23 protein-coding genes are annotated in these 26010 nt (G+C 62.5%); 13 read left to right on the forward strand and 10 right to left on the reverse strand.

The window, feature by feature from the left end:
* The first annotated feature begins 133 nt into the window (after positions 1 to 133).
* On the forward strand, positions 134 to 1111 hold the full coding sequence (locus H040_RS08195) for an NADPH:quinone reductase (RefSeq protein ID WP_027917137.1): 978 nt from the start codon (positions 134 to 136) through the stop codon (positions 1109 to 1111).
* Between the two features lie 149 nt (positions 1112 to 1260).
* Here H040_RS08195 and H040_RS08200 read toward each other — a convergent pair whose 3' ends face one another.
* Together H040_RS08200 and dprA are read right to left on the reverse strand one after the other, a co-directional pair.
* Positions 1261 to 1818 carry an L-threonylcarbamoyladenylate synthase gene (locus H040_RS08200; protein ID WP_027917136.1) on the reverse strand — a complete coding sequence of 186 codons (558 nt, stop codon included), beginning with the start codon at positions 1816 to 1818 and terminating at the stop codon, positions 1261 to 1263.
* A 42-nt stretch (positions 1819 to 1860) separates the two neighbouring features.
* On the reverse strand, positions 1861 to 2958 hold the full coding sequence (gene dprA / locus H040_RS08205) for a DNA-processing protein DprA (RefSeq protein ID WP_027917135.1): 1098 nt from the start codon (positions 2956 to 2958) through the stop codon (positions 1861 to 1863).
* 206 nt (positions 2959 to 3164) lie between these two features.
* On the opposite strand from dprA, the gene def reads away from it, so the two are divergent.
* The 5 genes from def to H040_RS08230 are packed head-to-tail and all read left to right on the forward strand — an operon-like array spanning position 3165 to position 7694.
* Positions 3165 to 3671 (forward strand): peptide deformylase, encoded by a 507-nt coding sequence (gene def / locus H040_RS08210; RefSeq protein ID WP_003260000.1) that lies wholly within the window; start codon positions 3165 to 3167, stop codon positions 3669 to 3671.
* A 60-nt stretch (positions 3672 to 3731) separates the two neighbouring features.
* Positions 3732 to 4664, forward strand: a complete 933-nt coding sequence (fmt, locus tag H040_RS08215) for a methionyl-tRNA formyltransferase (RefSeq protein WP_027917134.1) — start codon at positions 3732 to 3734, stop codon at positions 4662 to 4664.
* A complete protein-coding gene (gene rsmB, locus H040_RS08220) occupies positions 4661 to 5971 on the forward strand; it encodes a 16S rRNA (cytosine(967)-C(5))-methyltransferase RsmB (RefSeq protein ID WP_027917133.1) in 1311 nt (436 codons plus the stop codon). Before fmt ends, rsmB begins: the two co-directional genes overlap by 4 nt.
* 23 nt (positions 5972 to 5994) lie before the next feature.
* Positions 5995 to 7368: a Trk system potassium transporter TrkA gene (gene trkA / locus H040_RS08225; RefSeq protein ID WP_027917132.1), complete on the forward strand. Its 1374-nt coding sequence runs from the start codon at positions 5995 to 5997 to the stop codon at positions 7366 to 7368.
* An 11-nt stretch (positions 7369 to 7379) separates the two neighbouring features.
* Entirely contained in the window at positions 7380 to 7694 is a 315-nt protein-coding gene (locus H040_RS08230; RefSeq protein WP_027917131.1) for a tetratricopeptide repeat protein, read from the forward strand.
* A 97-nt stretch (positions 7695 to 7791) separates the two neighbouring features.
* Here the strand turns inward: H040_RS08230 and H040_RS08240 are convergent, their stop codons facing one another.
* Both H040_RS08240 and H040_RS08245 read right to left on the reverse strand, forming a co-directional pair.
* On the reverse strand, positions 7792 to 8679 hold the full coding sequence (locus tag H040_RS08240; protein ID WP_027917130.1) for a lysophospholipid acyltransferase: 888 nt from the start codon (positions 8677 to 8679) through the stop codon (positions 7792 to 7794).
* Between the two features lie 40 nt (positions 8680 to 8719).
* Complete coding sequence (locus tag H040_RS08245) at positions 8720 to 9271, reverse strand: DNA-3-methyladenine glycosylase I (RefSeq protein WP_027917129.1); 552 nt, start codon at positions 9269 to 9271, stop codon at positions 8720 to 8722.
* A gap of 83 nt (positions 9272 to 9354) precedes the next feature.
* Between H040_RS08245 and glyQ the strand changes: the two genes are divergently transcribed.
* The 4 genes from glyQ to H040_RS08265 all read left to right on the forward strand — a co-directional run bounded on the left by glyQ (position 9355) and on the right by H040_RS08265 (position 13715).
* Entirely contained in the window at positions 9355 to 10302 is a 948-nt protein-coding gene (glyQ, locus tag H040_RS08250; protein WP_027592054.1) for a glycine--tRNA ligase subunit alpha, read from the forward strand.
* Complete coding sequence (gene glyS, locus H040_RS08255; RefSeq protein ID WP_027917128.1) at positions 10299 to 12350, forward strand: glycine--tRNA ligase subunit beta; 2052 nt, start codon at positions 10299 to 10301, stop codon at positions 12348 to 12350. The genes glyQ and glyS overlap by 4 nt, the downstream gene beginning before the upstream one ends.
* Before the next feature lie 3 nt (positions 12351 to 12353).
* Entirely contained in the window at positions 12354 to 12881 is a 528-nt protein-coding gene (gmhB, locus tag H040_RS08260) for a D-glycero-beta-D-manno-heptose 1,7-bisphosphate 7-phosphatase (protein ID WP_027917127.1), read from the forward strand.
* A 63-nt stretch (positions 12882 to 12944) separates the two neighbouring features.
* Positions 12945 to 13715, forward strand: coding sequence for a lysophospholipid acyltransferase family protein (locus H040_RS08265; protein ID WP_027917126.1), 771 nt, complete (start codon positions 12945 to 12947; stop codon positions 13713 to 13715).
* A gap of 270 nt (positions 13716 to 13985) precedes the next feature.
* On the opposite strand, the gene H040_RS08270 is transcribed toward H040_RS08265, so the two are convergent.
* Positions 13986 to 15605: an MFS transporter gene (locus H040_RS08270; RefSeq protein WP_027917125.1), complete on the reverse strand. Its 1620-nt coding sequence runs from the start codon at positions 15603 to 15605 to the stop codon at positions 13986 to 13988.
* A gap of 97 nt (positions 15606 to 15702) precedes the next feature.
* Positions 15703 to 17349: a GMC family oxidoreductase gene (locus tag H040_RS08275; RefSeq protein ID WP_027917124.1), complete on the reverse strand. Its 1647-nt coding sequence runs from the start codon at positions 17347 to 17349 to the stop codon at positions 15703 to 15705.
* Positions 17350 to 17588: 239 nt separating this feature from the next.
* Here H040_RS08275 and H040_RS08280 point away from each other — a divergent pair, with 239 nt between their 5' ends.
* Positions 17589 to 18476 (forward strand): LysR family transcriptional regulator, encoded by an 888-nt coding sequence (locus tag H040_RS08280; RefSeq protein WP_027917123.1) that lies wholly within the window; start codon positions 17589 to 17591, stop codon positions 18474 to 18476.
* On the opposite strand, the gene H040_RS08285 is transcribed toward H040_RS08280, so the two are convergent.
* The 3 genes from H040_RS08285 to H040_RS08295 are packed head-to-tail and all read right to left on the reverse strand — an operon-like array spanning position 18465 to position 21461.
* Complete coding sequence (locus H040_RS08285; protein ID WP_027917122.1) at positions 18465 to 19283, reverse strand: sulfite exporter TauE/SafE family protein; 819 nt, start codon at positions 19281 to 19283, stop codon at positions 18465 to 18467. The two genes, H040_RS08280 and H040_RS08285, sit on opposite strands and share 12 nt — an antisense overlap.
* Positions 19280 to 20536 (reverse strand): NAD(P)/FAD-dependent oxidoreductase, encoded by a 1257-nt coding sequence (locus H040_RS08290; RefSeq protein WP_112312798.1) that lies wholly within the window; start codon positions 20534 to 20536, stop codon positions 19280 to 19282. Before H040_RS08290 ends, H040_RS08285 begins: the two co-directional genes overlap by 4 nt.
* A gap of 40 nt (positions 20537 to 20576) precedes the next feature.
* Positions 20577 to 21461: an MBL fold metallo-hydrolase gene (locus H040_RS08295; protein ID WP_027917120.1), complete on the reverse strand. Its 885-nt coding sequence runs from the start codon at positions 21459 to 21461 to the stop codon at positions 20577 to 20579.
* A gap of 222 nt (positions 21462 to 21683) precedes the next feature.
* Between H040_RS08295 and H040_RS08300 the strand changes: the two genes are divergently transcribed.
* On the forward strand, positions 21684 to 22982 hold the full coding sequence (locus tag H040_RS08300) for a sigma-54 interaction domain-containing protein (RefSeq protein WP_027917119.1): 1299 nt from the start codon (positions 21684 to 21686) through the stop codon (positions 22980 to 22982).
* Positions 22983 to 23113: 131 nt separating this feature from the next.
* Positions 23114 to 23524, forward strand: a complete 411-nt coding sequence (locus H040_RS08305; protein ID WP_027917118.1) for an RcnB family protein — start codon at positions 23114 to 23116, stop codon at positions 23522 to 23524.
* Positions 23525 to 23586: 62 nt separating this feature from the next.
* Here the strand turns inward: H040_RS08305 and gyrB are convergent, their stop codons facing one another.
* Positions 23587 to 26007, reverse strand: coding sequence for a DNA topoisomerase (ATP-hydrolyzing) subunit B (gene gyrB / locus H040_RS08310; protein ID WP_027917117.1), 2421 nt, complete (start codon positions 26005 to 26007; stop codon positions 23587 to 23589).
* Between the last annotated feature and the right edge of the window lie 3 nt (positions 26008 to 26010).

Raw genomic sequence — 26010 nt, forward strand, 5'->3', positions numbered from 1 at the left:
GGTCACCAGGAACGGGCAGGGAAGAATTCGCCGCGTAGCATACCACCGCCGGCGCGCGCGCCGCAGTTGACGGCGATCAAGCAAAGGCGTCCGATAGAAGGCCTTTTCCCGATCCCGACAACAGGAGTGCGAGATGGCCAAGCGTATCCAGTTCAGCCAGCATGGCGGCCCGGAAGTGCTGCAGCTTGTGGAATTCGACCCCGCCCCACCCGGGCCGCAGCAGGTGCGCGTGCGCAACCATGCGATCGGCCTGAACTTCATCGACACTTACTTTCGCAGCGGGCTGTACGCACCGCCGTCCCTGCCCTCTGGCCTGGGCACCGAGGCCGCCGGGGTAGTCGAGGCCGTGGGCGAGGGCGTAACCCGGCTGAAGGTCGGTGACCGCGTGGCCCATGCCGGAGGCCCTCTGGGCGCCTATAGCGAGGTGCATACGCTGCCCGAGGCCAACCTGGTCAAACTGCCCGACAACATCAGTTTCGAGCAGGCGGCGGCGGTGATGCTCAAGGGGCTGACCGTGCAGTACCTGCTCAAGCAGACCTATGAGGTCAAACCGGGTGACGTGATCTTGTTCCACGCCGCAGCCGGTGGCGTGGGTTCGCTGGCGTGCCAGTGGGCCAAGGCCCTGGGCGCCAAGCTGATCGGTACCGTGAGCTCCGCCGAAAAGGCCGAGCGGGCCAAGGCGCTGGGGGCGTGGGCGACCATCGACTACAGCCGCGAGGACGTGGCCAAGCGAGTGCTGGAGCTGACCGATGGCAAGAAGTGCCCGGTGGTGTATGACGGCGTCGGTGCCGACACCTGGCTGACCTCGCTGGACTGCCTGCAGCCGCGCGGGTTGATGGTGAGCTTCGGCAATGCCTCGGGGGCAGTGAGCGGGGTGAACCTGGGGATCCTGTCGCAAAAGGGTTCGCTGTATGTCACCCGGCCGACGCTGGCGACCTATGCCAACAATGCCGAGAACACCCAGGCCATGGCTGATGACCTGTTCGCGATGATTGGCAGCGGGAAGCTGGTTGTGGATATCCAGCAGCGGTATCCGTTGAGTGAGGCGGCGAAGGCGCAGGCGGAGTTGTCGGCGCGCAGGACCGTAGGCTCTACCGTCCTGCTGCCTTGAGCGGAATACAGCTCTTGGGCCAGTAGATACCCCCTGTGGGAGCGGGTTCACCCGCGAAGAAGGCACCACGGTGCATGGCACCGGCTCCGCCGGTGTTCGCGGGTAAACCCGCTCCCACAGCGGTACCGTGCCAGGCCTGTGGGTAGGTATCAGCCCGGGCGAACGACCTCGCCAGTGGCGAGGTTACGAATCACACTCGGATTCTTCCGCCCGCCCAGCGCACCACCCAGCACCAGGTCCAGCTGGCCATGGAAATACTGCTCCACCCGCAAGCGGCTCTTCGCCGCCGGCCGCCCGCCTGGATTGCACGAGGTGGAAATCAGCGGGCCGACCAGCGCACAGAGCTCACGCACCTGCGGGTGATCGCTGACGCGCAGTGCCACCGTGTCGTGCTGCCCGGTCACCCACTCGGGCAACAGGTCCTGGTGCGGCACCAGCCAGGTATTCGGGCCCGGCCAGGTGGCACCCATGCGGTCGATCCAGTCCTCGGGAAAATCCTCGAACAGAAAGTCGAACTGGCGGATGTTGTCGGCGATCAGGATCAGCCCTTTATCCACAGGCCGCGACTTCAACGCCAGCAGGCGATACACCGCGTCCTCGTTCCATGGGTCGCAGCCCAGGCCCCAGACCGCTTCCGTCGGGTAGGCGATCACTGCGCCTGCCCGGATCTCACGTGCGGCTTGTTGCACACGAAAACTGCTCACCATTTGTGTCTCTCCGCCTATAAACCTTGCTTGAGCGCAGTGTACTCAGCCAGCGCGGGCAAACCAACGCCCGGCAACATTGCTGACCTGGCCTTCGAGCTCCAGTTCTGTCAGCTGCGCGAGTACTTCGGCCAGCGGCCGGTCGCTGAAATGGGCCAGGTTCTCGCTAGTCTGTGGCGCAGCATGCAGCAGGGCAAGCAACGGATGCAGCGGTTTTTTCACAACCGCAGGCGGCAGGTTCTGCCAACCGCGCAGGCTTTCCAGGATCTGCTCAACGCTTTCCACAAGCAGTGCGCCATCGCGGATCAGCTGATGGCAGCCCTTGGCCGCCGGGTGATGGATCGAACCTGGAATGGCGTATACCTCGCGGCCTTGTTCAGCTGCCAGGCGGGCGGTGATCAACGAGCCGCTGGCAAGGCTGGCCTCCACCACCAGCACACCTAGCGACAAACCACTGATGATGCGATTGCGCCGCGGGAAGTTGCCCGGCAAAGGCCCGGCATCAAGCGGATACTCGGACACCAATGCGCCGCCCCGGTCGATCATCATCTGCGCAAGGTCGCGGTGGCGCTGTGGATAAAGTTTTTGCAAGCCCGTTCCGAGCACACCGATGGTGCCCCCTCCGACCTCCAGCGCCGCCCGATGAGCGGCACCATCGATACCCAGCGCGAGGCCGCTGGTGATGGTGAAACCCGCCTGGGCAAGGTAGCGGGAAAATGCCCTGGCCGTGTCGAGCGCCGGGGGTGTGGCACGCCTGCTGCCCACAATGGCCAGCTGAGGTCGGTCGAGCAGTGCCGGATCACCAGCAACGAAAAGTAGCGGTGGGGCGTCGTCGATTTCCCCCAGCAGTGCCGGGTAGCCAGGCCCGTCCCACATCAGTAAATGCTGGCCGGGGCGCTCTAGCCAGGCCATGGCGGCCTGCGCGCCTTCGCGCACTTCGGCACTGCGCCGGGCATCGATACTGGCCTGGCCAATGCCTAACGCACGCCAGGCCGAGCCCGGCGCACTGAGCGCGGAAGAAGCACTGCCAAAGGCCTCCAGCAAGGTACGAAAGCGTCGCAGCCCCGTCTCGGGGAGGCGATGCAGGCGTAATCGTGCCTCCAGTTCGGCAGGCGGGCAAGGCGACGAATGGTAAGTTGGCATGGGGATCATCCTTGATCGAAACAGGGCCATCTACGTGGCACAAACTGTGGATAACTCTGTGAGTAACACTTTGAAAAGCTGTCCATTGGTTGGGGGCTATCAAGCCTATAGACACCCTAGACGAGCTTGCCAGGTGCCGAAATCGCCGTTTCCCTTTATTATGTGTGCTCAGTTTTCAACCGACCGCACAGTGACTGCCTGACCTTATGGCCATCTTGAACATTCTCGAATTCCCGGACCCGCGCCTGCGCACCATTGCCAAACCGGTAACGGTGTTCGACGACGCCCTGCGTCAGCTGATCGACGACATGTTTGAAACCATGTACGAAGCCCCCGGCATCGGCCTGGCCGCCACCCAGGTCAACGTGCACCAGCAGGTCGTGGTCATGGACCTCAGCGAAGACCGCAGCGAGCCGCGCGTCTTCATCAACCCGACGGTCGAAGAACTCACCCACGACATGGGCCAGTACCAGGAAGGCTGCCTGTCGGTACCGGGCTTCTACGAGAACGTCGACCGCCCGCTGCGTGTGCGAGTCAAAGCCCAGGACCGCGACGGCAAGCCGTATGAGCTGGAATGCGAAGGCCTGCTGGCGGTGTGCGTGCAGCACGAGTTCGACCATCTCAACGGCAAGCTGTTTGTCGACTACCTGTCGCAGCTCAAGCGCGACCGGATCAAGAAGAAGCTGGAAAAGCAGCACCGCCAGCAAGCCTGATCCCCACCTCCCAGAAGGCTTGCTCCGGCAAGCCTTTTTCTTTTTGGAAGCGAGAACTCCATGCGCATCGTCTTTGCAGGCACTCCAGAGTTTGCCGCCGAACACCTCAAGGCCTTGCTCGACAGCCCGTACGAGATCGTGGCTGTCTACACCCAGCCCGACCGCCCTGCCGGCCGTGGTCAGAAGCTCATGCCGAGCGCGGTCAAGGCGCTGGCTGTGGCCCATGACATCCCGGTGTTCCAGCCACAGACCCTGCGCAATGCCGAGGCCCAGGCAGAACTCGCCGCGCTCAAGCCAGACCTCATGGTGGTGGTCGCCTACGGCCTGATCCTGCCGCAAGCCGTGCTCGACATCCCGCGTCTGGGTTGCATCAACAGCCACGCCTCCTTGCTGCCACGCTGGCGCGGTGCGGCGCCGATCCAGCGCGCCGTGGAAGCGGGCGATGCCGAGAGCGGCGTGACCGTGATGCGCATGGAAGCTGGCCTGGATACCGGGCCGATGCTGCTCAAAGTGGTCACCCCGATCAGCGCCGACGATACCGGTGGCAGCCTGCACGACCGCCTCGCCGAAATGGGGCCGCCAGCTGTAGTCCAGGCCATTGCCGGCCTGGCAGACGGTTCGCTGCAAGGTGAGGTTCAGGACGATGCCCTGGCAACCTACGCACATAAGCTGAACAAGGACGAAGCACGCATCGACTGGAGTCGCCCGGCCGTCGAGCTTGAACGTCTGGTCCGCGCCTTCAACCCATGGCCGGTGTGCCACAGCACGCTCGATGGCGAAAGCGTGAAGGTGCTGGCTGCCAACTTGTCCACAGGCAAGGGCGCCCCGGGCGAGATCCTCTCCGCCAGCAAGGACGGCCTGGTCGTCGCGTGCGGTGACCAGGCGCTGAGCCTGACCCGCCTGCAATTGCCTGGCGGCAAGGCGCTGAACTTCAGCGACCTGTTCAACAGCCGCCGCGAGAAGTTCGCCGCCGGCAAGGTGCTGGGCCAATGAACCCGCGCCTCGCCGCCGCCCGTGCCCTTGCCGCTGTACTCAGCGGCAAGGCCTCGCTGAACAGCTCGCTGCCAGCGCAGCTGGACAAGGTCGAAGAACGCGACCGTGGCCTGACCCAGGACCTGGCGTTCGGCACCGCCCGCTGGCAGCCACGCCTGGATCTGCTGGCCGCGCAGCTGCTGCAGAAGCCATTCAAAGCCGCCGATGCCGATGTGCAGGCATTGCTGCTGGTCGGCCTGTATCAGCTGTTCTACACCCGCATTCCGGCCCACGCCGCCATCGGCGAGACCGTCGGCTGCGCCGACAAGCTGAAAAAGCCTTGGGCCAAGGGCCTGCTCAATGCCGTATTGCGCCGCGCCCAGCGCGAAGGCGAAGCACTGCTCGCCGCCATGGAGCGCGACCCGGTAGTGCGCACCGCTCACCCACGCTGGTTGCAGAAGTCGCTCAAAGCCTTCTGGCCAGAGCAATGGGAAGCCATCTGCGCCGCCAACAACTCCCACCCGCCGATGATCTTGCGGGTCAATCGCCGCCACCATAGCCGCGACGCCTACCTGGCGCTGCTGGCCGAGGCAGGCGTTGGCGCCAGTGCCTGCCAGTACAGCCGTGACGGCATCGTGCTGGCCGAAGCCTGCGACGTGCGTGGCCTGCCAGGCTTCGCCGACGGCTGGGTCAGCGTCCAGGACGAAGCCGCGCAGCTGTCCGCCGACCTGCTAGAACTGGCCCCCGGCCAGCGCGTGCTCGACGCTTGCTGCGCGCCGGGCGGCAAGACCTGCCACCTGCTTGAAGCCGAGGCTGGCCTGGGCCATGTGGTGGCCATCGACCTCGAAGCCAAGCGCCTGACCCGCGTGCGCGAAAACCTCGACCGCCTGCAGCTGGAGGCCGAACTGATTGCCTGCGATGCCCGCGACACCGCCAGCTGGTGGGATGGCAAGCCGTTCCAGCGCATTCTGCTTGATGCGCCGTGCTCGGCCACCGGCGTGATCCGTCGCCACCCTGACATCAAGCTGACCCGCCAGGCCGAGGACATTCCGGCCCTGGCCGCACTGCAAGGTGAACTGCTCGATGCGCTGTGGCCGACCCTGGAAGTGGGCGGCATGCTGCTGTACGCCACCTGTTCCAGCCTGCCGACCGAGAACACCGAAGTGATCGACGCCTTCCTTGCCCGCACCCCGGGCGCCCGTGAGCTGGACCTGGCCACCGAAGCCGGCCTGCGCCAGCCCCACGGCCGCCAGCTGCTGGCCCAAGAAGGCGGTCATGACGGGTTCTACTATGCCAAGCTGATCAAGATCGCCGCCTCGCGCGGGTAAGCACAACGGGTAGGGAGTAGCGGATGAAGATCATCATCCTCGGCGCAGGGCAGGTGGGCGGTACGCTGGCGGAACACCTGGCCAGCGAAGCCAACGACATCACCGTGGTCGATACCGATGGCGACCGCCTTCGCGACCTCGGCGACCGTCTGGACATCCGCACCGTGCAGGGCCGTGGCTCGCTGCCGACGGTGCTGCGCCAGGCAGGTGCCGACGACGCTGACATGCTGGTGGCGGTGACCAACAGCGACGAAACCAACATGGTCGCCTGCCAGGTGGCCTACACGCTGTTCCACACCCCGACCAAGATCGCCCGGGTGCGCGAGTCGGCTTACCTGACCCGTGAAGAGCTGTTCGACAACGACCACATCCCGGTCGACGTGCTGATCAGCCCTGAGCAGGTGGTGACCAACTACATCAAGCGCCTGATCGAACACCCAGGTTCGCTACAGGTGATCGACTTCGCAGAGGGCAAGGCCCAGCTGGTGGCGGTGAAGGCCTATTACGGTGGCCCGCTGGTGGGCCAGCAGCTGCGCCAGATCCGTGCGCACATGCCCAACGTCGACACCCGCGTGGCGGCAATCTTCCGCCGCGACCGGCCGATCACCCCGCGTGGCGACACGGTGATCGAAGCCGACGACGAAGTGTTCTTCATCGCCGCGAAGAAGGACATCCGCGCCGTGATGGGCGAGTTGCGCCGCATCGACGAGACCAACAAGCGGGTAGTCATTGCTGGCGGCGGGCAGATTGGCGAGCGCCTGGCCGAGGCCATCGAAAGTCGTTACCAGGTGAAGATCATCGAGATGAGCCCGGCCCGCTGCCGGCAGCTTTCCGACACCCTGGAAAGCACCGTGGTGCTGCAGGGCAGCGCCTCGGACAAGGACCTGATGCTCGAAGAGAACATCGCCGATGCCGACATCTTCCTGGCCCTGACCAACGACGACGAGGCCAACATCATGTCGTCGCTGCTGGCCAAGCGCCTGGGCGCACGCAAGGTGATGACCATCATCAACAACCCGGCCTATGTCGACCTGGTGCAGGGCGGCGAGATCGACATCGCCATCAGTCCCCAGCTGGCCACCATCGGCACCTTGCTGGCACATGTGCGGCGCGGCGATATCGTCAGCGTGCACTCGCTGCGCCGCGGCGCGGCCGAGGCCATCGAGGCGGTGGCGCACGGTGATTCGAAGTCGAGTAAGGTGGTCGGCAAGGCTGTGGAAAACATTGCGCTGCCACCGGGCACCACCATCGGCGCGATCATCCGCGACGAGGAAGTGCTGATCGCCCACGACGACACGGTGATCGAATCAGGCGACCATGTGATCCTCTTCGTTGTGGATAAAAAGCACATACGGGATGTGGAGAAGCTGTTCCACGTCGGCTTGAGTTTCTTCTAGGAGAAGAGGGCATGCGCGAATCGCTGGAGAAGATGCTGGCCAAGGGTGTGGATAACCCGCTTCTGAGGTTTGGCCTGGGCAAGGCCTGGCTGGATGAGGGAAATGGCGCAGAGGCGGCGGTGCACCTGGCACGGTGCGTGGAGCAGGACCCGAAGTACTCGGCGGCGTGGAAACTGCTGGGGAAGGCGTATCAGTTGGGCGGTGATGTGGCGGCGGCGCGCAAGGCTTGGGAGGACGGGATTGTTGCGGCCCAGGCTCATGGCGACAAGCAGGCCGAGAAAGAGATGACCGTGTTCCTGAAGAAGCTCAACAAGACATCAGGTTGACGCCACCCCTGTGGGAGCGGGTTCACCCGCGCATGCGATGTTGAATTCAACGATGCATTCGCGGGTAAACCCGCTCCCCCAGGGGACGGTGAAAGGCTTAGTACCAGCGCGGCTCGCCGGCAGGGCGCTTTTTGAAGCGCTTCATGCTCCACATGTACTGGCTGGGGTACTCGCGCACATAACGCTCGACCACCTTGCTCATGGCCGCCGCCGACACGTTGACGTCGGTGCTGTACATTTCTTCCGGCGCCGCTTCCAGGAACACCTTGAAGCCCGACCCGTCCGGCAGCCGCAGCGCATGCAGGAACACCCCCACCGCCTTGCCACCGGCCAGCATGTTCGGCACGAACTTGCTGGTCAGCGCCTGTGTGCCCAGAAACGGCACGAACACACCCGCCGATTCCGCCGGCTCCGGGTCCGCAGGAATACCGACCTGCCCGCCGCGGCGCACTTCCTTGATCACACTCAGGATGCCTTCCTTGGTCGAAGGCGCCACGCGGTTGCCCATCTGCACCCGTTGCTCGCGCAGCAGGTCATCCACCGCCTTGAGCTTCGGCGGGCGGTAGAAGATGATCGGTTTGCACTGGTTGCAGTAGAAGTGGTTGAGCACTTCCCAGTTACCCAAGTGACTGGTGATGCCGACCACGCCCTTGCCCGAGGCCAGGGCCTGCTCCAGCACTTCCAGGCCGTGAACTTCCTTCACCAGGTCGAGCGAGCGCTGCGGCGGCCAGATCCAGGCACAGGCACTTTCGACGAAGGATTTGCCGATATCCTTCAATGCACGGCCGACCAACTGCTCACGTTCCGCCGGGTCCATCTCCGGGAAGCACTTGGCCAGGTTGATGCGCACGACATTGCGCGAGCCGTTGGGCACCTTCCACATCAGCCAGCCGATACCCGCGCCGACGCGCTGCACAGCGCCCCAGGGCAGCTTGGCAAACAGACGCAGCACCCCGACCATCAGGGCGCCCTTGAACTTTTCCACAGGCAATTCCTTATTTCAGCAAGGCGCGCATTGTAACCCCTCAGCGCAACAAGGCGGCGTAGCGATCGCAATCGGTGGTGTGGTCCATGACCATGCCGGTGGCCTGCATGAAGGCGTAGCAGATGGTCGGCCCCACGAAGGTGAAACCGGCCTTCTGCAGAGCTTTGCTCATGGCCTTGGCTTCGTCGGTGACGGCCGGCACATCACTGCGGGCCTGGAAGTGGTTGATCTTCGGCTCACCGCCGACGAATGACCAGAGCCACCCGGCAGGGTTGTCCACAGCCAGCCAGGCCAGCGCGTTGCGCCGGGCAGCCTTGAGCTTGAGGCGGTTGCGGATGATACCGGCGTCCTGCATCAACTCTTCAATGCGTTCGTCGCTCATGGCGGCCAGCTTCACCGGATCGAAGCCATACATCACCTCGCGATAACGCTCGCGTTTGCGCAAGACGGTGATCCACGAAAGCCCCGCCTGGAACCCTTCGAGCAAAAGCATCTCGAACAGCAACGCCGGGTCACGCTGTGGCGTTCCCCATTCCTGGTCGTGGTAGGCCTGGTACAACGGATCGTCAGTACACCAAAAGCAGCGTGGCATAAGGCTCCAATGAGTAGAGGGCGAGGCGAATCAGGTTATACTCCCGCTCTTTACATCCGCATCCCCAGATACAGGTGAATTTCGTGAGCCAGCCTACGCCAGCCGTGCGTACCTTCCAAGACCTGATCCTCGCCCTGCAAAACTACTGGGCAGCTCAAGGTTGTGTGGTGCTTCAGCCCTACGATATGGAAGTAGGCGCCGGCACTTTCCACACCGCTACATTCCTGCGCGCCGTGGGTCCAGAAACCTGGAACGCCGCCTATGTGCAGCCTAGCCGTCGCCCTGCCGACGGGCGGTATGGCGAAAACCCCAACCGCCTGCAGCACTACTACCAGTTCCAGGTAGTCCTGAAGCCGAACCCGGCCAACTTCCAGGAGCTGTACCTCGGCTCGCTGAAAGCCATCGGCCTGGACCCGCTGGTCCACGACATCCGCTTCGTCGAAGACAACTGGGAGTCGCCGACCCTGGGCGCCTGGGGCCTGGGCTGGGAAATCTGGCTGAACGGCATGGAAGTCACCCAGTTCACCTACTTCCAGCAGGTAGGTGGCATCGAGTGCTACCCGGTCACCGGTGAAATCACCTACGGCCTCGAGCGCCTGGCCATGTACATCCAGGGCGTCGACTCGGTCTACGACCTGGTGTGGGCCGACGGCCCGTTCGGCAAGGTCACCTACGGCGACGTGTTCCACCAGAACGAGGTAGAGCAGTCGACCTACAACTTCGAACACGCCAACGTCGAGAAGCTGTTCGAACTGTTCGACTTCTATGAAAGCGAAGCAAACCGCCTGATCAAGCTGGAGCTGCCGCTGCCGACCTATGAAATGGTCCTGAAGGCCTCGCACACCTTCAACCTGCTCGATGCCCGCCGCGCCATCTCGGTAACCGAGCGCCAGCGTTACATCCTGCGCGTTCGTACCCTGGCCCGGGACGTGGCGCAAAGCTATCTGCAAGCCCGCGCACGCTTGGGCTTCCCGATGGCCACCCCTGAACTGCGTGACGAAGTGTTGGCGAAGCTGGAGGCTGCACAATGAGTGCTCAAGATTTCCTGGTAGAACTGGGCACCGAAGAGCTGCCACCCAAAGCCCTGGCAAGCCTCGGCGACGCCTTCCTGGCCGGTATCGAGAAAGGGCTGCAGGCCGCCGGCCTGAACTACACCGCCAAGCAGGTATACGCCGCGCCGCGTCGCCTGGCCGTGCTGATCCGCCAGCTCGATGTTCAGCAGCCTGACCGCAGCATCAACATCGACGGCCCGCCCATGCAGGCTGCTTTCAAAGACGGCGAGCCGACCCAGGCTGCCTTGGGCTTTGCCAAGAAGTGCGGCGTAGAGCTGTCCGAAATCGACCAGAGCGGCGCCAAGCTGCGCTTCTCGCAGCACATCCCGGGCAAGGCCACCGCCAGCCTGCTGCCGACCATCGTCGAAGATTCGCTCAACGACCTGCCGATCCCCAAGCGCATGCGCTGGGCCGCCAGCCGTGAAGAGTTCGTGCGCCCGACCCAGTGGCTGGTAATGCTGCTTGGCGACCAGGTGGTCGACTGCACCATCCTGTCGCAGAAGGCCGGCCGTGAGTCCCGTGGCCACCGCTTCCACCACCCGGAAAACGTGGTCATCACTACCCCGGCCAACTACGTCGAGGACCTGCGCAAGGCCTACGTGCTGGCCGACTTCGCCGAGCGTCGCGAGCTGATCAGCAAGCGCACCGCAGAGCTGGCCATGCAGCAGGAAGGCAGCGCCATCGTGCCGCCGGCACTGCTGGACGAAGTGACTGCCCTGGTCGAGTGGCCGGTGCCGCTGGTGTGCTCGTTCGAGGAGCGTTTCCTCGAGGTGCCGCAAGAAGCCCTGATCACTACCATGCAGGACAACCAGAAGTACTTCTGCCTGCTGGACAGCGAAGGCAAGCTGCTGCCGCGCTTCATCACCGTGGCCAACGTCGAGAGCCGTGACCCCAAGCAGATCGTGCAAGGTAATGAGAAGGTCGTGCGCCCGCGCCTGACCGACGCCGAGTTCTTCTTCAAGCAGGACAAGAAGCAGCCACTGGAAACCTTCAACGAGCGCCTGAAGAACGTGGTGTTCCAGGCTCAGCTGGGCACTGTCTACGACAAGGCCGAGCGCGTTTCCCGCCTGGCTGCGTTCATCGCCCCGCTGATTGGCGGCGACGCCCAGCGCGCCGGCCGTGCCGGCCTGCTGTCGAAGTGCGACCTGGCCACCGAAATGGTTGGCGAATTCCCTGAAATGCAGGGCGTTGCCGGCTACTACTACGCGCTCAACGATGGTGAGCCGGAAGACGTCGCCCTGGCCCTGAACGAGCAGTACATGCCGCGCGGTGCTGGCGCCGAGCTGCCGCAGACCCTCACCGGTGCTGCCGTGGCCATCGCCGACAAGCTCGACACCCTGGTTGGCATCTTCGGCATCGGCATGTTGCCCACCGGCAGCAAGGACCCATACGCCCTGCGCCGTGCAGCCCTGGGCGTGCTGCGCATCCTGATCGAGAAGCAGCTGGACCTCGACCTGAGCGCTGCAGTCGAGTTCGCGGTCAAGCAGTTCGGTGCCAAGGTCAAGGCCGCTGGCCTGGCCGAGCAGGTGCTGGAGTTCATCTTCGACCGCCTGCGCGCACGCTACGAAGACGAAGGCATCGACGTTGCCACCTACCTGTCGGTACGTGCCCTGAAGCCGGCTTCCGCCCTGGACTTCGACCAGCGCGTACAGGCTGTGCAGGCCTTCCGCAAGCTGCCGGAAGCCGAAGCCCTGGCCGCGGTGAACAAGCGCGTGTCGAACCTGCTGAGCAAGGCCGAAGGCGCCATCGCCGACCAGGTCGAGCCGAAATACTTCGACAACGCCAACGAGTTCTCCTTGTACTCGGCCATCCAGCAGGCCGACCAGGCCGTGCAACCGATGGCAGCCGCGCGTCAGTACAGCGAATCGCTGGCCCGCCTGGCGGCCCTGCGTGACCCGGTCGACGCCTTCTTCGAGGCGGTGATGGTCAACGCCGAAGACGCCAAGGTACGTGCCAACCGTTATGCCCTGCTCAGCCGCCTGCGCGGCCTGTTCCTGGGTGTGGCCGACATTTCGCTGCTGGGGTAAGCCTTGAAACTGCTGATTCTCGATCGTGACGGGGTGATCAACCAAGACTCCGACGCCTACATCAAGACGCTGGAAGAATGGATTCCGATCCCTGGCTCGGTCGAGGCCATCGCGCAGTTGAGCAAGGCTGGCTGGACGGTGGCCGTGGCCACCAACCAGTCCGGCATCGCCCGTGGCTACTACTCGCTGGCCACCCTGGAGGCCATGCACGCGCGCTTGCGCGAGCTGGTGGCCGAGCAGGGCGGCGAGGTGGGCCATATCGTGTATTGCCCGCACGGGCCAGATGAAGGCTGCGATTGCCGCAAGCCCAAGCCTGGCATGCTGCGGGCGATCGCCGAGCATTACCAGGTAGGCCTTGAAGGCGTCTGGTTCGTTGGCGACAGCAAAGGTGACCTGGAGGCCGCCCTGGCCGTCGGTGCACAACCCGTGTTGGTGAAAACCGGCAAGGGCGAGCGGACCCTGGAAAAAGGCGTCCCGGAAACTACACTGATTTTCGACGATCTGGCAGCTATCGCCAGAGAAATTATTTAAACAACAATGCGCCTTCGGGCGCATTTTCCCAGGCGGGCACGCCCCGCAACGGTACTTGCCACTATGTCGATCCTGCAGGCGATCAGAATCTTTCTTTTTTACCTGCTGCTGGGCACCAGTTCGCTGCTGTGGTGCTCGCTGAGCTTCTTCGTCGCGCCGTTCTTGTCGTTCCCCAAGCGCTACAAGTTCATTAACGTGTACTGGTGCCGTTGCGCGCTGTTTTTGGTGCGCACCATCCTCGGTATCAACTACAAGATCACCGGTGCCGAGAACGTGCCGGCTGAGCCCTGCGTGATCCTGTCCAACCACCAGAGCACCTGGGAAACCTTTTTCCTTTCCCAGTACTTCTCGCCGCTGAGCCAGGTGCTCAAGCGCGAGCTGCTGTATGTGCCGTTCTTTGGTTGGGCCATGGCCATGCTGCGGCCGATTGCGATCAACCGCGACAACCCCAAGGAAGCCCTGCGCCAGGTCGCCAGCAAGGGTGACGAGTTGCTCAAGCAGAAAACCTGGGTACTGATCTTCCCGGAAGGTACCCGGGTGCCGTTCGGTACTGTGGGCAAATTCTCCCGGGGCGGTACCGCGCTGGCCGTGAATGCCGGCCTGCCAGTGCTGCCGATTGCCCACAACGCCGGCAAGTTCTGGCCCAAGACGGGTTGGGGCAAGCGCTCGGGCACCATCGAGGTGGTCATCGGCAAGCCGATGTATGCCGAAGGTACCGGGCCACGGGCCATTGCCGAGCTCAACGACCGTGCAGCAGCCTGGAACGAGGCGACCCAGCGGGCTATGGGTTCGCTGCCGCCAGTCGATGAGAAACCGCAGGAACAGATCGCCTGACCATCTGTGGATAACTTGTGAACAGTTTTTTGATAAAGTGCCACGAGTCGAAGCTAAGTGTATGAATTAGCTGTTTATTTCTCTCTGTGACATTTTTCTGAAAAACGTGCATAAGTTTTTTCAGGGCATAAGAAAACCGGCTTTTACAGCCGGTTTTTTTATGCGTTCAATTGAGTGCCTACACGCTCTGTAGGAGCGGCCTTGCGGCCCTTTCGCGACGCAAGGCCGCTCCCACAAAAAACTCATAACGCCAAAGTGCAGAACACTGCATCAGACCTTGTCGATATCGACGTCCTTGGTTTCTTTCAGGCAGAAGATCCCCACCACCAGGCTGATACCGGTCACCAGCACCGGGTACCATAACCCGTAGAAGATATCCCCGGTATACACCACCAGCGCGAACGACACGGTTGGCAGGAAGCCGCCGAACCAACCGTTACCGATGTGGTAAGGGAGCGACATCGAGGTGTAACGGATGCGAGTCGGGAACAGCTCGACCATCACCGCCGCCAGCGGCCCGTAGGTCATGGTCGCGATCAGGATCATCGCCACGATCAGCACCACCACCATCACCTGATTGACCTGCCCCGGGTCGGCCTTGGCCGGGTAGCCCGCCTGCTCGATCGCAGTGCGCATGGCCGTTTCGTCGAACCCGCTGATGGTCTTGTCACCGATGTTGACCACCACTTCACTGCCGGCCACGCTCACCGAACTGTACGGCAGGCCCTGTTTGACCAGGAAGGTCTTGACCTTGTCGCACGGGCTGTCGAAACGCGCCTTGCCGACCGGGTCGAACTGGAAGGTGCAGCCCTGCGGGTCAGCGGTGACCACGATAGGCGCCTGCCGGCTGGCTGCGTCGATCTGCGGGTTGGCGTAATGGCTCAGGGCCTTGAACAGGGGGAAGTACAGTACGGTAGCCAGCAGCAGGCCGAGCATCAGGATCGGCTTGCGCCCGATACGGTCAGACAGCCAACCGAAGAACACGAAGAACGGCGCGCCGATCACCACGCTGATGATCAGCAGGGTATTGGCCTGGGCCGGGTCCATCTTGAGCATCTGGGTCATGAAGAACAGCACGTAGAACTGTGCTGTATAGAAGGTCACGGCTTGCCCGGCGTTGATGCTGAACAGCGCAGTAAGCACGACCTTCAGGTTGGGCCAGGAGGTGAACGACTCACGGATCGGCGACTTGCTGACTTTGCCCTGGGCCTTCATTTTCACGAAGGCCGGCGACTCGTGCATGCTCATGCGAATCCAGGTGGAGATCGCCAGCAGGAAGATCGACAACAGGAACGGCAGGCGCCAGCCCCAGGTTTCGAACTGGTCACCACTGATGTAGCGACTGCCCAGTACCACCAGCAATGACAGCAGCAGGCCCAGGGTGGCGGTGGACTGGATGAAGCCGGTGTGGAAGCCACGCTTGCCAGGTGGCGCGTGTTCGGCCACATAGGTGGCGGCACCGCCGTATTCACCGCCCAGCGCCAGCCCCTGGAGCATGCGCAAGATCACCAGGATGATCGGAGCAGCGATGCCGATGCTGGCGTAGGTGGGCAGCAGGCCGACGGCGAAGGTCGACAGGCCCATCAGCACGATGGTCACCAGGAAGGTGTACTTGCGCCCGATCATGTCGCCCAGGCGGCCGAACACCAGAGCGCCGAATGGCCGCACCAGGAAGCCGGCGGCAAAGGCCATGAGGGCGAAGATGAAGGCAGTGGTATCGTTCACCCCAGCAAAGAACTGCTTGCTGATGACGGCGGCCAGCGCCCCATAGAGAAAAAAGTCATACCACTCGAACACCGTCCCGAGGGATGACGCGAAAATGATCTTGCGTTCTTCACGACGGCTGGAGGCGCTCGCCGTTGCACCCTGCTCTTGGATGTAATCCGACATCGTTGCTGTCCTCGGCCCGCAGGCCACAGTGATTATTCTTGTTGTTCCACTGTCGGCAGCTTGTGACCGCGAGCTGCCGGTGTTGCACGCACCCGGTTCAGGGGGTCGGTATTGCGTCTTCGTTCAGATAGGTCTGGGTTGCCGCTCCTTTGAGGATCAGTTGCGCCGCCTTCTCGGCGATCATCAGGGTGGGGGAACAGGTATTGCCGGAGGTGATCTGCGGCATGATCGAGGCGTCGGCCACGCGCAGGCCAGGGATACCGTGCACACGCAACTGGTTATCCACAACGTCCAATTCTCCGCTGCCCATGCGGCAGGTGCCGACCGGATGGAAGATGGTGGTGCCGATCTTGCCGGCTGCGTCGAACAGCTCTTCCTCGGTTTGCAGGGACGGCCCTGGCAAATATTCCTTGGGATCGAATGCGGCGAGGGCAGGGGCCTGGACGATGCGCCGGGTCAGGCGAATGGCATCGGCGGCAACGCGCAAGTCCTGGGGGGCGCTCAAGTAGTTGGGGTCGATCTGCGGCGTGCTGTTCATGTCCGCGCTGCGGATATCGATGCGCCCACGGCTGGCCGGGCGCAGGTTGCACACCGAGGCGGTGAAGGCCGGGAACTGATGCAGCGGCTCGCCGAAACGCTCCAGTGAAAGCGGCTGCACGTGATACTGCAGGTTGGGCGTGGCCTGCTCCGGGCTCGAGCGCACAAAGGCCCCCAGCTGGCTCGGCGCCATGGCCAGCGGGCCACTGCGGTCGTAGAGATAGCGCAGGCCCATGCCCAGCTTGCCCCACATGCTATTGGCCATCTGATTGAGGGAGCGGGCGTTGCGAATCTGGTAGATCAGCCGCAGTTGCAGGTGATCCTGCAAGTTGCCACCGACGCCCGGCATGTCGTGCCGTACACCGATGCCCAGGCTTTCGAGCAGTTTGCGCGGGCCGATGCCGGAACGCTGGAGAATGCCGGGCGAACCGACTGCCCCCGCGCAAAGGATGATCTCGCGGCGCGCAGCAAACTCATGCCAGGTGCCTTGCCACAGCGCTTTCACCGCTCGAGCTCGGGTGTTGTTCAACAGCACCTGGTCAACTTGCACGCCGGTCAGCACGGTGAGATTGGGGCGGCCCTTGATCGGCCGCAAAAAGGCCTTGGAGGCGTTCCAGCGCACACCGCTGCGCTGATTGACCTGAAAGTATCCACAACCTTGGTTGTCGCCGGTGTTGAAGTCGTCGACCTTGCCGATGCCACACTGCTCGGCGGCGTCGCGGAAGGCATCGAGAATTGGCCAGCTATAGCGCTGGCGCTCAACCCGCCATTCACCGTTGCTGCCGTGGTACTCGCTGGCACCGGCAAAGTGGTGCTCACTGGCCTTGAATAACGGCAGCACGTCTTTCCAGGCCCAGCCTTCGTTGCCTTGCGCGGCCCAATGATCGTAATCGGCGGCCTGGCCGCGCATGTAGATCATGCCATTGATCGAAGAACATCCGCCGAGCACCTTGCCCCGTGGATACCCCAGCGCGCGGCCGCCCAGTCCTGGCTGTGCTTCAGTCTTGAAGCACCAGTCGGTACGGGGGTTGCCGATGCAATAGAGGTAACCGACCGGGATGTGAATCCAGGGATAGTTGTCGCGGCCACCGGCTTCGAGCAGCAGGACGCGGCAGGAAGGGTCAGCGGACAAACGATTGGCCAGCAGGCAGCCGGCGGGACCAGCGCCTACGACCACGTAGTCGAAGACAGAATCGGCTGATGGCATGTGCAACCTCGCGCCTGATTATTATTCTTGTCCCGATCCATCTTAGTGAGTAATTTCGTCAAGGAAACACGAGATTTCGCGCAGCCGTTGTGCGTTTTAGCACAGCGGTAAGTCTGTACTGGCCTCTTCGCGGGCAAACCCGCTCCTACAGGTTCTACGCTGCTCCTGAAGCCTGCGCGACCCCTGTGGGAGCGGGTTTACCCGCGAAAAGGCCAGAACGAACAGCCACAAGGATCAGCATGTTCGACTGGAACGATCTGCGGTTTTTCCTCGAGTTGCAGCGCAGTGGCCGCCTGCTAAGCGCGGCCAAACGCCTCAATACCACCCACAGCACGGTCGCCCGGCATATCGAAAGCATCGAGAAGAGCCTGGGCACGCCACTGTTCGTGCAGCACGCCCAAGGCTATGAGCTGACCCCGTCGGGCCAGGCTCTGCTCAAGCATGCCGAAGCCATGGAGAACGTCGCCCTGCTGGCGCAGGAAGAAATCACCCAGGCCATCACCCCGCTGGGCAAGATTCGCCTGGGGGTGACCGAAGGCATCGGCATCATGTTCTTCACACCGCGCATGAACGAGCTGTTCGCCCGTTATCCGGGGCTGGAAGTGGAGCTGGTGGCCGTACCGCGCTTCGTCAGCATCCTCAACCGCGAGGCCGAGATCAGCATTCATCTGGAGCGGCCCAACGCCGACCTGCTGATCACCCGCAAGCTCACCGACTACCGCCTGGCGCTGTACGCCAGCCAGGGCTACCTGGACCGGGCGCCGCCCCTGCGCAACCGGGAGGACCTGGCCCGGCACAGCTGGATCGGCTACGTCGATGACCTGCTGTTCAGCCAGGAACTGCTGTTTCTCAACAGCTTTTGCCGCGCACCGAACGTGGCCTTTCGCAGCACCAGTGTGATCGCCCAGCAAACCGCTGCCCGCGCAGGGCTGGGCATTGCCGTGCTGCCCAACTACATGGCCCGCCATGACCCAACACTGGTGCGTGTACTGCCCAGCGAGACCATCCAGCGCAGCTACTGGATCTGTACCCGCCGCGAATTGCACAAATCGGTGCGCCTGCGGGTGGTGTGGGACTACCTGCTGGCGCTGTGCGCGACGGAACAGGATGAACTGCTAGCCGAATAGCGCCTTGCTCGCCAGCAGCAGGGCCGCCAGCCAACCGGCCACGGCAAACAGCTGCTGCAGCCGAGGGCCGGCAATCCGAGTGGCCAACGGCCTGGCCAGCAACAGGCCGATCACTGCACCAAGGGCGAACGGTGCACCAATACGCCAATGCATCACACCCGCCAGGCTGGCGCTGACCACGCTACCCGTGGAAACCAGCGCGATCACTGCCAGGGATGTCGAGACGATGCTCTTCATGCGCAGGTTGGTGTAGCGGTTCAACGCAGGGATGATCACAAAACCGCCACCCACTCCCAGCAGGCCGGAGAGCAAACCGGACATCGCCCCGGTGAATGCCAAGGCGCGTGCGCAGGGTAACGTCCAGCGCAAACGCCCCTGCAACGGGTTCAGGACGCAGGGCTCGATGTAACGATGGGCGTCGTTGCCTTCGCCGCGCAGCTCTTTGCTCGCCTTGCGCCATATGCGCAGGCAGGCGTAGATCAGCACGGCAGCGAACACCAGCGCCAAGGGTGTATTGGGCAAGCGGTGAGCCAGCATCAGGCCCAATGGTGCCGCAGCAATGCCGATCAGGGCGATGAACAGTGCCGCGCGATACCGCACCAGCCCTTCACGTAACCCGAGTACCGCGCCCACCGCCGCAGCAAGCCCTACGGCGAGCAGGCCGATGGGCGCCGCTTCGACCATCGACAGGCCAAGCCCGAACACCAGCAACGGCACAGCCAGAATGCCACCACCGGCGCCGGTCAGCGCCAGCACCGCACCGATGATCGCGCCAAGGCCTGCGCCCAGCAGCGGATGTTCGATCACTGTGCGGCCTCGGCATCCAGCGGTTGCGGGCGCGCCATCCACTCACGGCCTTTGAGCATGCCCTGCCAATACAGCGGCGGCAGCACCCGTGCCTTGAGCAGCCAGGCAAGGCGAGTCGGCTGGCGCCCATCGAGCAACCAGCGCGGAAAACTCGGTGCGACCTTGCCGCCATAGGTGAACTCGGCCAGGACGATCTTGCCGCGTTCAACAGTCAACGGGCAGGAGCCATAACCGTCGTACTGGGCCAGGGTGGGAAGGCGGCCCAGCGCCACCAGCACGTTGTTGGCCACCACCGGCGCCTGCTTGCGCGCTGCAGCGGCAGTCTTGGCGTTGCTGGTGTTGGCCACGTCACCCAGCGCATGGACATTGCCGAACTGGCGATGGCGCAAGGTATGCGGATCGACATCGACCCAACCGGCTGCATCGGCCAAGGGGCTGTTGCGGATGAAGTCCGGGGCAACTTGCGGTGGCACCACATGCAACATGTCGAAGGCTTCGATACGGGTTTCACTGCTTCCGTCGGGCAGCGTGCGAACGAAAGTGGCACGCCGGTTAGGCCCATCCACGGCCACCAGGCGATGGCTGTAGTTGAGGTCAACGCCGTACTTGTCGATGTAGGCCATCAGTGCCGGCACATAGTCGGGGACGCCGAACAGCACTGCACCGGCATTGAAGAAACTGGCTTTCACATCGCCCAGCCGCCCGCTGCGCAGCCAGTGGTCACAGGACAGGTACAGCGCCTTTTGCGGCGCACCTGCGCACTTGATCGGCATAGGAGGCTGGGTGAACAGGGCGCGCCCTTGCTTGAGCTTTTGCACAAGCTCCCAGGTATAGGGCGCCAGGTCGTAGCGGTAGTTGGAGGTGACACCGTTGCGACCGAGGGTTTCGCTGAGTCCGTCAATGGCGTCCCAGTCGAGCGTGAGGCCAGGGCAGACCACCAGCTGTTCATAACTGATGGCGCGGCCCCCTTCGAGGGTGACCAGCTGGCCCAAAGGGTCGAACCCCTTGACCCGCGTCTTTATCCAGTGAACGCCCCGCGGCATGGCCGAGGCCATGGTGCGGGCAGTACTCGGCGCCTTGAACACGCCCGCGCCAACCAGGGTCCAGCCTGGCTGGTAGTAGTGCACATCGGCAGGGTCGATCAGGGCGATATCCAGTGACGGGTCACGGGCGATCAGGCTTGAGGCAGTGGCGATACCGGCGGCACCGGCACCGACGATGACCACCTTGTGGTGGTCGGCATTGGCAGGCATGGCAGTGAATCCTGGAATTTCTGGTAATGAGGCAGGGCAGTCAAAGTTTGTTCAGCGGGATCTTCAGGTAGCTCACGCCGTTCTCTTCAGGCTCCGGGAGCTGGCCGCTGCGCATGTTCACCTGCACCGATGGCAGGATCAGCACGGGCATGTCGAGGGTCTTGTCGCGAGCTTCGCGCATGGCCACGAAGCTGTCCTCGGAAATGCCTTGGTGGATGTGGATATTGCTGGCGCGCTGCTCGCCCACCGTGGTGACGTACTGCATCTCGCGGCCGCCTGGCAGGTAGTCGTGGCACATGAACAACCGGGTCTGGTCGGGGAACGCCAGCAACCGGCGGATCGAGCGGTACAGTGTGCGCGCATCGGCGCCGGGGAAGTCGCAGCGGGCGGTGCCATAGTCAGGCATGAACAGCGTATCGCCAACGAACACCGCCGTTTCGCCAGCGTCCACAACCATGTAGCTGATACACGCTGGCGTATGTCCGGGAGTATGCAGCGCGCGGGCATGCAGGTTGCCGATGCTGAAGCCTTCCTCATCTTCGAAAAGCACATCGAACTGGCTGCCGTCGCGGGCGAAGCCGGGCTCGGCATTGAATAAGGTGCCGAAGACCTTCTGCACCTGAGTGATGTGCGCGCCGATGGCTATGTGGCCGCCGAGCTTGGCCTTCAAGTAGGCAGCTGCCGAAAGGTGGTCGGCATGCACGTGGGTTTCCAACACCCACTGTACTGTGGCGTTGAGCTCTGCCACGCGCTCGATCAGGCGATCCGCCGATGCGCTGCTGGTGCGTCCGGATTTGGGGTCGTAGTCCAGCACGCTGTCGATCAGTGCGCACTTGAGCGTTTCACGGTCCATGACCAGGTAGCTGATGGTCGAGGTCGCCTCGTCGTAGAAAGCGTCCACGTGAAGGTTGTTGCCGATGATCATCACGTTCTCCAATTGATCCACCTCGCCTTGTAAGGCGTAGGCAGTGATAGGAGATTTATCAAGATACATGCCAGACATTTCTTATGGCTACGGCCCAATAAACACTGAACGTCACTGGCAGCTGTCAGGCATTCTGGCAGCGTGTTTGGCAGTCGACTGTCTGCCAATGGCAGTGTTTGGCAGTCCTTGTTACCCTGCGCCGGGTCATCCCAAGGTGCTGTCATGTCTGAATCCCATCCCCTCGTCCTAGCTCTGGTGTCCTACCTTGAGCACGATGCCCTGCCTACTATCGTGCTGGACACCGACTACAACATCCTCGCGGCCAACGCGGCCTACCGCCGGCAGTTCGGTCGAGATGAACGGGCGCCGCTGGGGGAGAAGTGCCATCGGGTCTCCCATCACTATGCTGTGCCTTGCGACCAGGCAGGTGAGCACTGCCCGATGCGCAAGGCGTGGAACAGCAAGGTGCCAGAGCGCGTGCTGCATATTCATCACACGCCCCGTGGGCCCGAGCATGTGGATGTCGAGCTGCGGCCGATCCTCGACGAACAGGGCAGGGTGGTGGCCTTCGTCGAGCGGCTGACCAGTATCACCTTGGCCTCGGCACAACCACAGCAACAGGGCCTGGTCGGGCGTGCGCCAGCGTTCAAGTCGGCATTGGCGAGCTTGCAACGTGCCGCACCAGCACAGATCCCTGTGTTGCTCCAGGGCGAGTCGGGTACCGGCAAGGAGCTGTTTGCCCGGGCCATCCACATGGGCAGCCCACGGGCGAATGGGCCGCTGGTAGTGGTGGACTGCACCGGCCTGACTGAGTCGCTGTTCGAGAGCGAACTGTTCGGTTACGAGAAAGGTGCGTTCACGGGCGCCAACCAGCGCAAGATCGGCCTGGCCGAAGCGGCCCATGGTGGCACGCTGTTCCTCGATGAGATCGGCGAGGTGCCGCTGGCGATGCAGGTCAAACTGCTGCGCCTGATCGAGTCCGGCAGCTTCCGCCCGGTGGGCAGCCTGCGAACCGTGCATTCGGATTTCCGCCTGGTGTCGGCGACCCATAAGCCGCTGAAGCAGATGGTGGCTGACGGGACTTTCCGAGAAGATCTGTATTACCGCATCAGTGGCTTTCCGATCCGCTTGCCGGCATTGCGTGAACGGGTGGAAGATCTGCCTTTGCTGGCCGAGAGCCTGTTACAACGCATGACCGGTACGCCAACAACAATGCTGACCGAGGAAGCACTGGCGCAACTGGGGCTGCATTCATTTCCAGGCAACATTCGCGAATTGCGCAATATTCTGGAGAGGGCACGGCTGTTTGCCGATGACGGCTTGATCCGGCCGGAGCATTTGCCGGAAGACGTTGGGCCGAAATGGGCAGTTGCTGCAAGCAGACGGGGAGGGCGAAGTGACTTGGGCGACCTGGCACAGGCGCTCGAACAGTTCCAAGGATCGCGCAGCGAGCTGGCACGTCATCTTGGCCTGAGTGAGCGTACCCTGTATCGCCGCTTGAAAGCCCTTGGCCTCAATTAGTGCCACGACTGTCTTTACCGGACCTTTACCTCTGCCCTTACAAGATTCGACAAAACCTGTGGTCTGATCAGTTAACCGCACCAGGCACTCAGCTACACCCGCCGGGCGTTAAACAAGCAGAGGACCACCCCATGAAGAAAACCCTGACCGTACTCTGCGCCGCGCTTGTGCTCAGCACACCCTTGGCCAGCTTCGCTCAACCAGGCCCTGACCGTTACGACGATGGCCACGGCCCGTCCCATCAGGGCTATCAACCCCATGGCCAGCCCGAACGACATGACCGCCATGACAACGGTCGCTACCCGGCGTACCACAACCCGAACTTCCGCCCCGAAGCGGGTATGCCAATGCCGCATCAGCAGTGGCACCGTGGGTATGTGGTCGAACCGCGCTACCGTGTCGACCGCTACTGGGTGACCGACTGGCGCGCACGGCATCTGTACGCACCACCACGTGATCATCGCTGGTTGTACGTGAACGGTGACTATGTGCTGGTAGCGATTGCCAGTGGTGTGGTCGTCAACGTGCTTTCCGGCTACTGATATTCGCAGATAAAAAAACGCCCGCATCAGCGGGCGTTTTTTATCTTGCGATCTACACCTGATCAGAAGTCCAGGTTCGATACCGACAGGGCATTGCTTTCGATGAAGTCACGGCGTGGCTCCACCGCGTCACCCATCAGGGTGTTGAAGATCTGGTCGGCGGCAATCGCGTCTTCGATGGTGACCTTGAGCATGCGGCGGACGGTTGGGTCCATGGTGGTTTCCCACAGCTGCTCCGGGTTCATCTCGCCCAGACCTTTGTATCGCTGGATGGTGTGGCGCTTGGTGCTTTCGTTCATCAGCCAGTCCAGGCCTTCCTTGAACTCGACAATCGCCTTGCGGCGCTCACCACGCTGAACATAGGCGCCTTCACCCAGCAGGGTAGAAAGCTTGGCACCGACATTGACCACCGTACGGTAGTCGTTGCTGCCGAAGAAATCGCGGTTGAAGGTGACGTAGCTGGCCAGGCCGTGGGAGGTGATTTCCACTTCCGGCAGCCAGACATTGCGCTCCTTGTCTTCGCGCAGGCTGGCCTGATAGGCCAGGCCCGACTTCTGGCTGTTGCTCAGACGCTCCTGGAACTTCACCAGCCAGGCTTGCATCACCGCGTGGTCGCCCAGTTGCTCCAGGGTGACTTCCGGCAGGTAGATGAAGTGCTCGGTGATGTCTTCCGGGTACAGGCGCGACAAACGCTTGAGGGTTTTCATCACGGAGCGGAATTCGTTCACCAGGGTCTCCAGCTGTACGCCGGAAACGGCTGGCGCCGATTCGTCCAGGTGCAGGCTGGCATCTTCGAGGGCCGATTGGGTCATGTATTCTTCCATGGCCTCGTCGTCCTTGATGTACTGCTCCTGCTTGCCTTTCTTGACCTTGTACAGCGGCGGCTGGGCGATGTAGATGTAACCGCGCTCGACCAGTTCTGGCAGCTGACGGAAGAAGAAGGTCAGCAGCAGGGTACGGATATGCGAACCGTCGACGTCAGCATCGGTCATGATGATGATGTTGTGATAACGCAGCTTGTCGATGTTGTACTCTTCGCGGCCAATGCCACAGCCCAACGCGGTAATCAGCGTGCCCACTTCCTGGGACGAGATCATCTTGTCGAAGCGAGCTTTCTCGACGTTGAGGATCTTGCCCTTCAGTGGCAGGATCGCCTGGGTACGACGGTTACGGCCTTGCTTGGCCGAGCCACCCGCGGAGTCACCCTCCACCAGGTACAGTTCGGAGAGGGCAGGGTCCTTCTCCTGGCAGTCCGCCAGTTTGCCCGGCAGACCCGCGATATCCAGTGCACCTTTGCGGCGGGTCATTTCACGGGCTTTACGTGCCGCTTCACGCGCACGGGCAGCGTCGATCATCTTGCCTACCACGGCCTTGGCTTCGTTCGGGTTTTCCAGGAGGAAGTCGGCGAAGTACTTGTTCATCTCTTGTTCGACGGCGGTTTTCACCTCCGAGGAGACCAGCTTGTCTTTGGTCTGCGAGCTGAACTTCGGATCCGGCACCTTTACCGAAATGATCGCGGTCAAGCCTTCACGGGCATCGTCACCCGTCGTGGCGACCTTGTTCTTCTTAGCCAGGCCTTCCTGCTCGATGTAGCTGTTCAGGCTACGGGTCAGCGAGGAACGGAAACCGACCAAGTGAGTACCGCCGTCACGCTGCGGAATGTTGTTGGTGAAGCACAGCAGGTTCTCGTTGAAGCTGTCGTTCCACTGCAGGGCAATCTCGACCCCCACGCCATCGTCACGCTGGACGTTGAAGTGGAAGACCTGCGAGTTGATCGGGGTCTTGTTGGTGTTGAGGTATTCAACGAATGCGCTCAAGCCACCTTCGTATTTGAAGAACTCTTCTTTGCCCGAACGCTCGTCCTTCAGCAGGATGCCAACACCCGAGTTGAGGAAAGACAGTTCGCGAATCCGCTTGGCCAGGATGTCCCAGCTGAAGTGGATGTTCTTGAAGGTTTCAGCCGAAGGCTTGAAGTGGATGTGGGTACCGGTGGTTTCGCTGTCACCGACTACGGCCATCGGCGCCTGTGGAACACCGTGAACGTAGGTCTGCTCCCAGATCTTGCCGCTGCGGCGAACAGTCAGCACCAGCTTCTCGGACAGCGCGTTTACTACCGAAACGCCTACCCCGTGCAGACCACCAGATACTTTGTACGAGTTGTCGTCGAACTTACCGCCAGCGTGCAGCACAGTCATGATGACCTCGGCTGCGGATACGCCTTCTTCTTTATGCACGTCGACCGGAATGCCGCGACCGTTGTCGCGCACACTGATGGATTCGTCCGTGTGGATGATGACGGTGATGTCATCGCAGTGACCGGCGAGGGCTTCGTCGATCGAGTTGTCGACCACCTCGAAGACCATGTGGTGCAGGCCGCTACCATCATCGGTGTCGCCAATGTACATGCCGGGACGCTTGCGTACGGCATCCAAACCTTTCAGCACCTTGATGCTGGAGGAGTCGTACGTTTGATTTTCGCTCATGCC

Origin of the sequence: Pseudomonas sp. URMO17WK12:I7 (assembly GCF_003269045.1) — a bacterium.
Classification (GTDB): domain Bacteria; phylum Pseudomonadota; class Gammaproteobacteria; order Pseudomonadales; family Pseudomonadaceae; genus Aquipseudomonas; species Aquipseudomonas putida_J.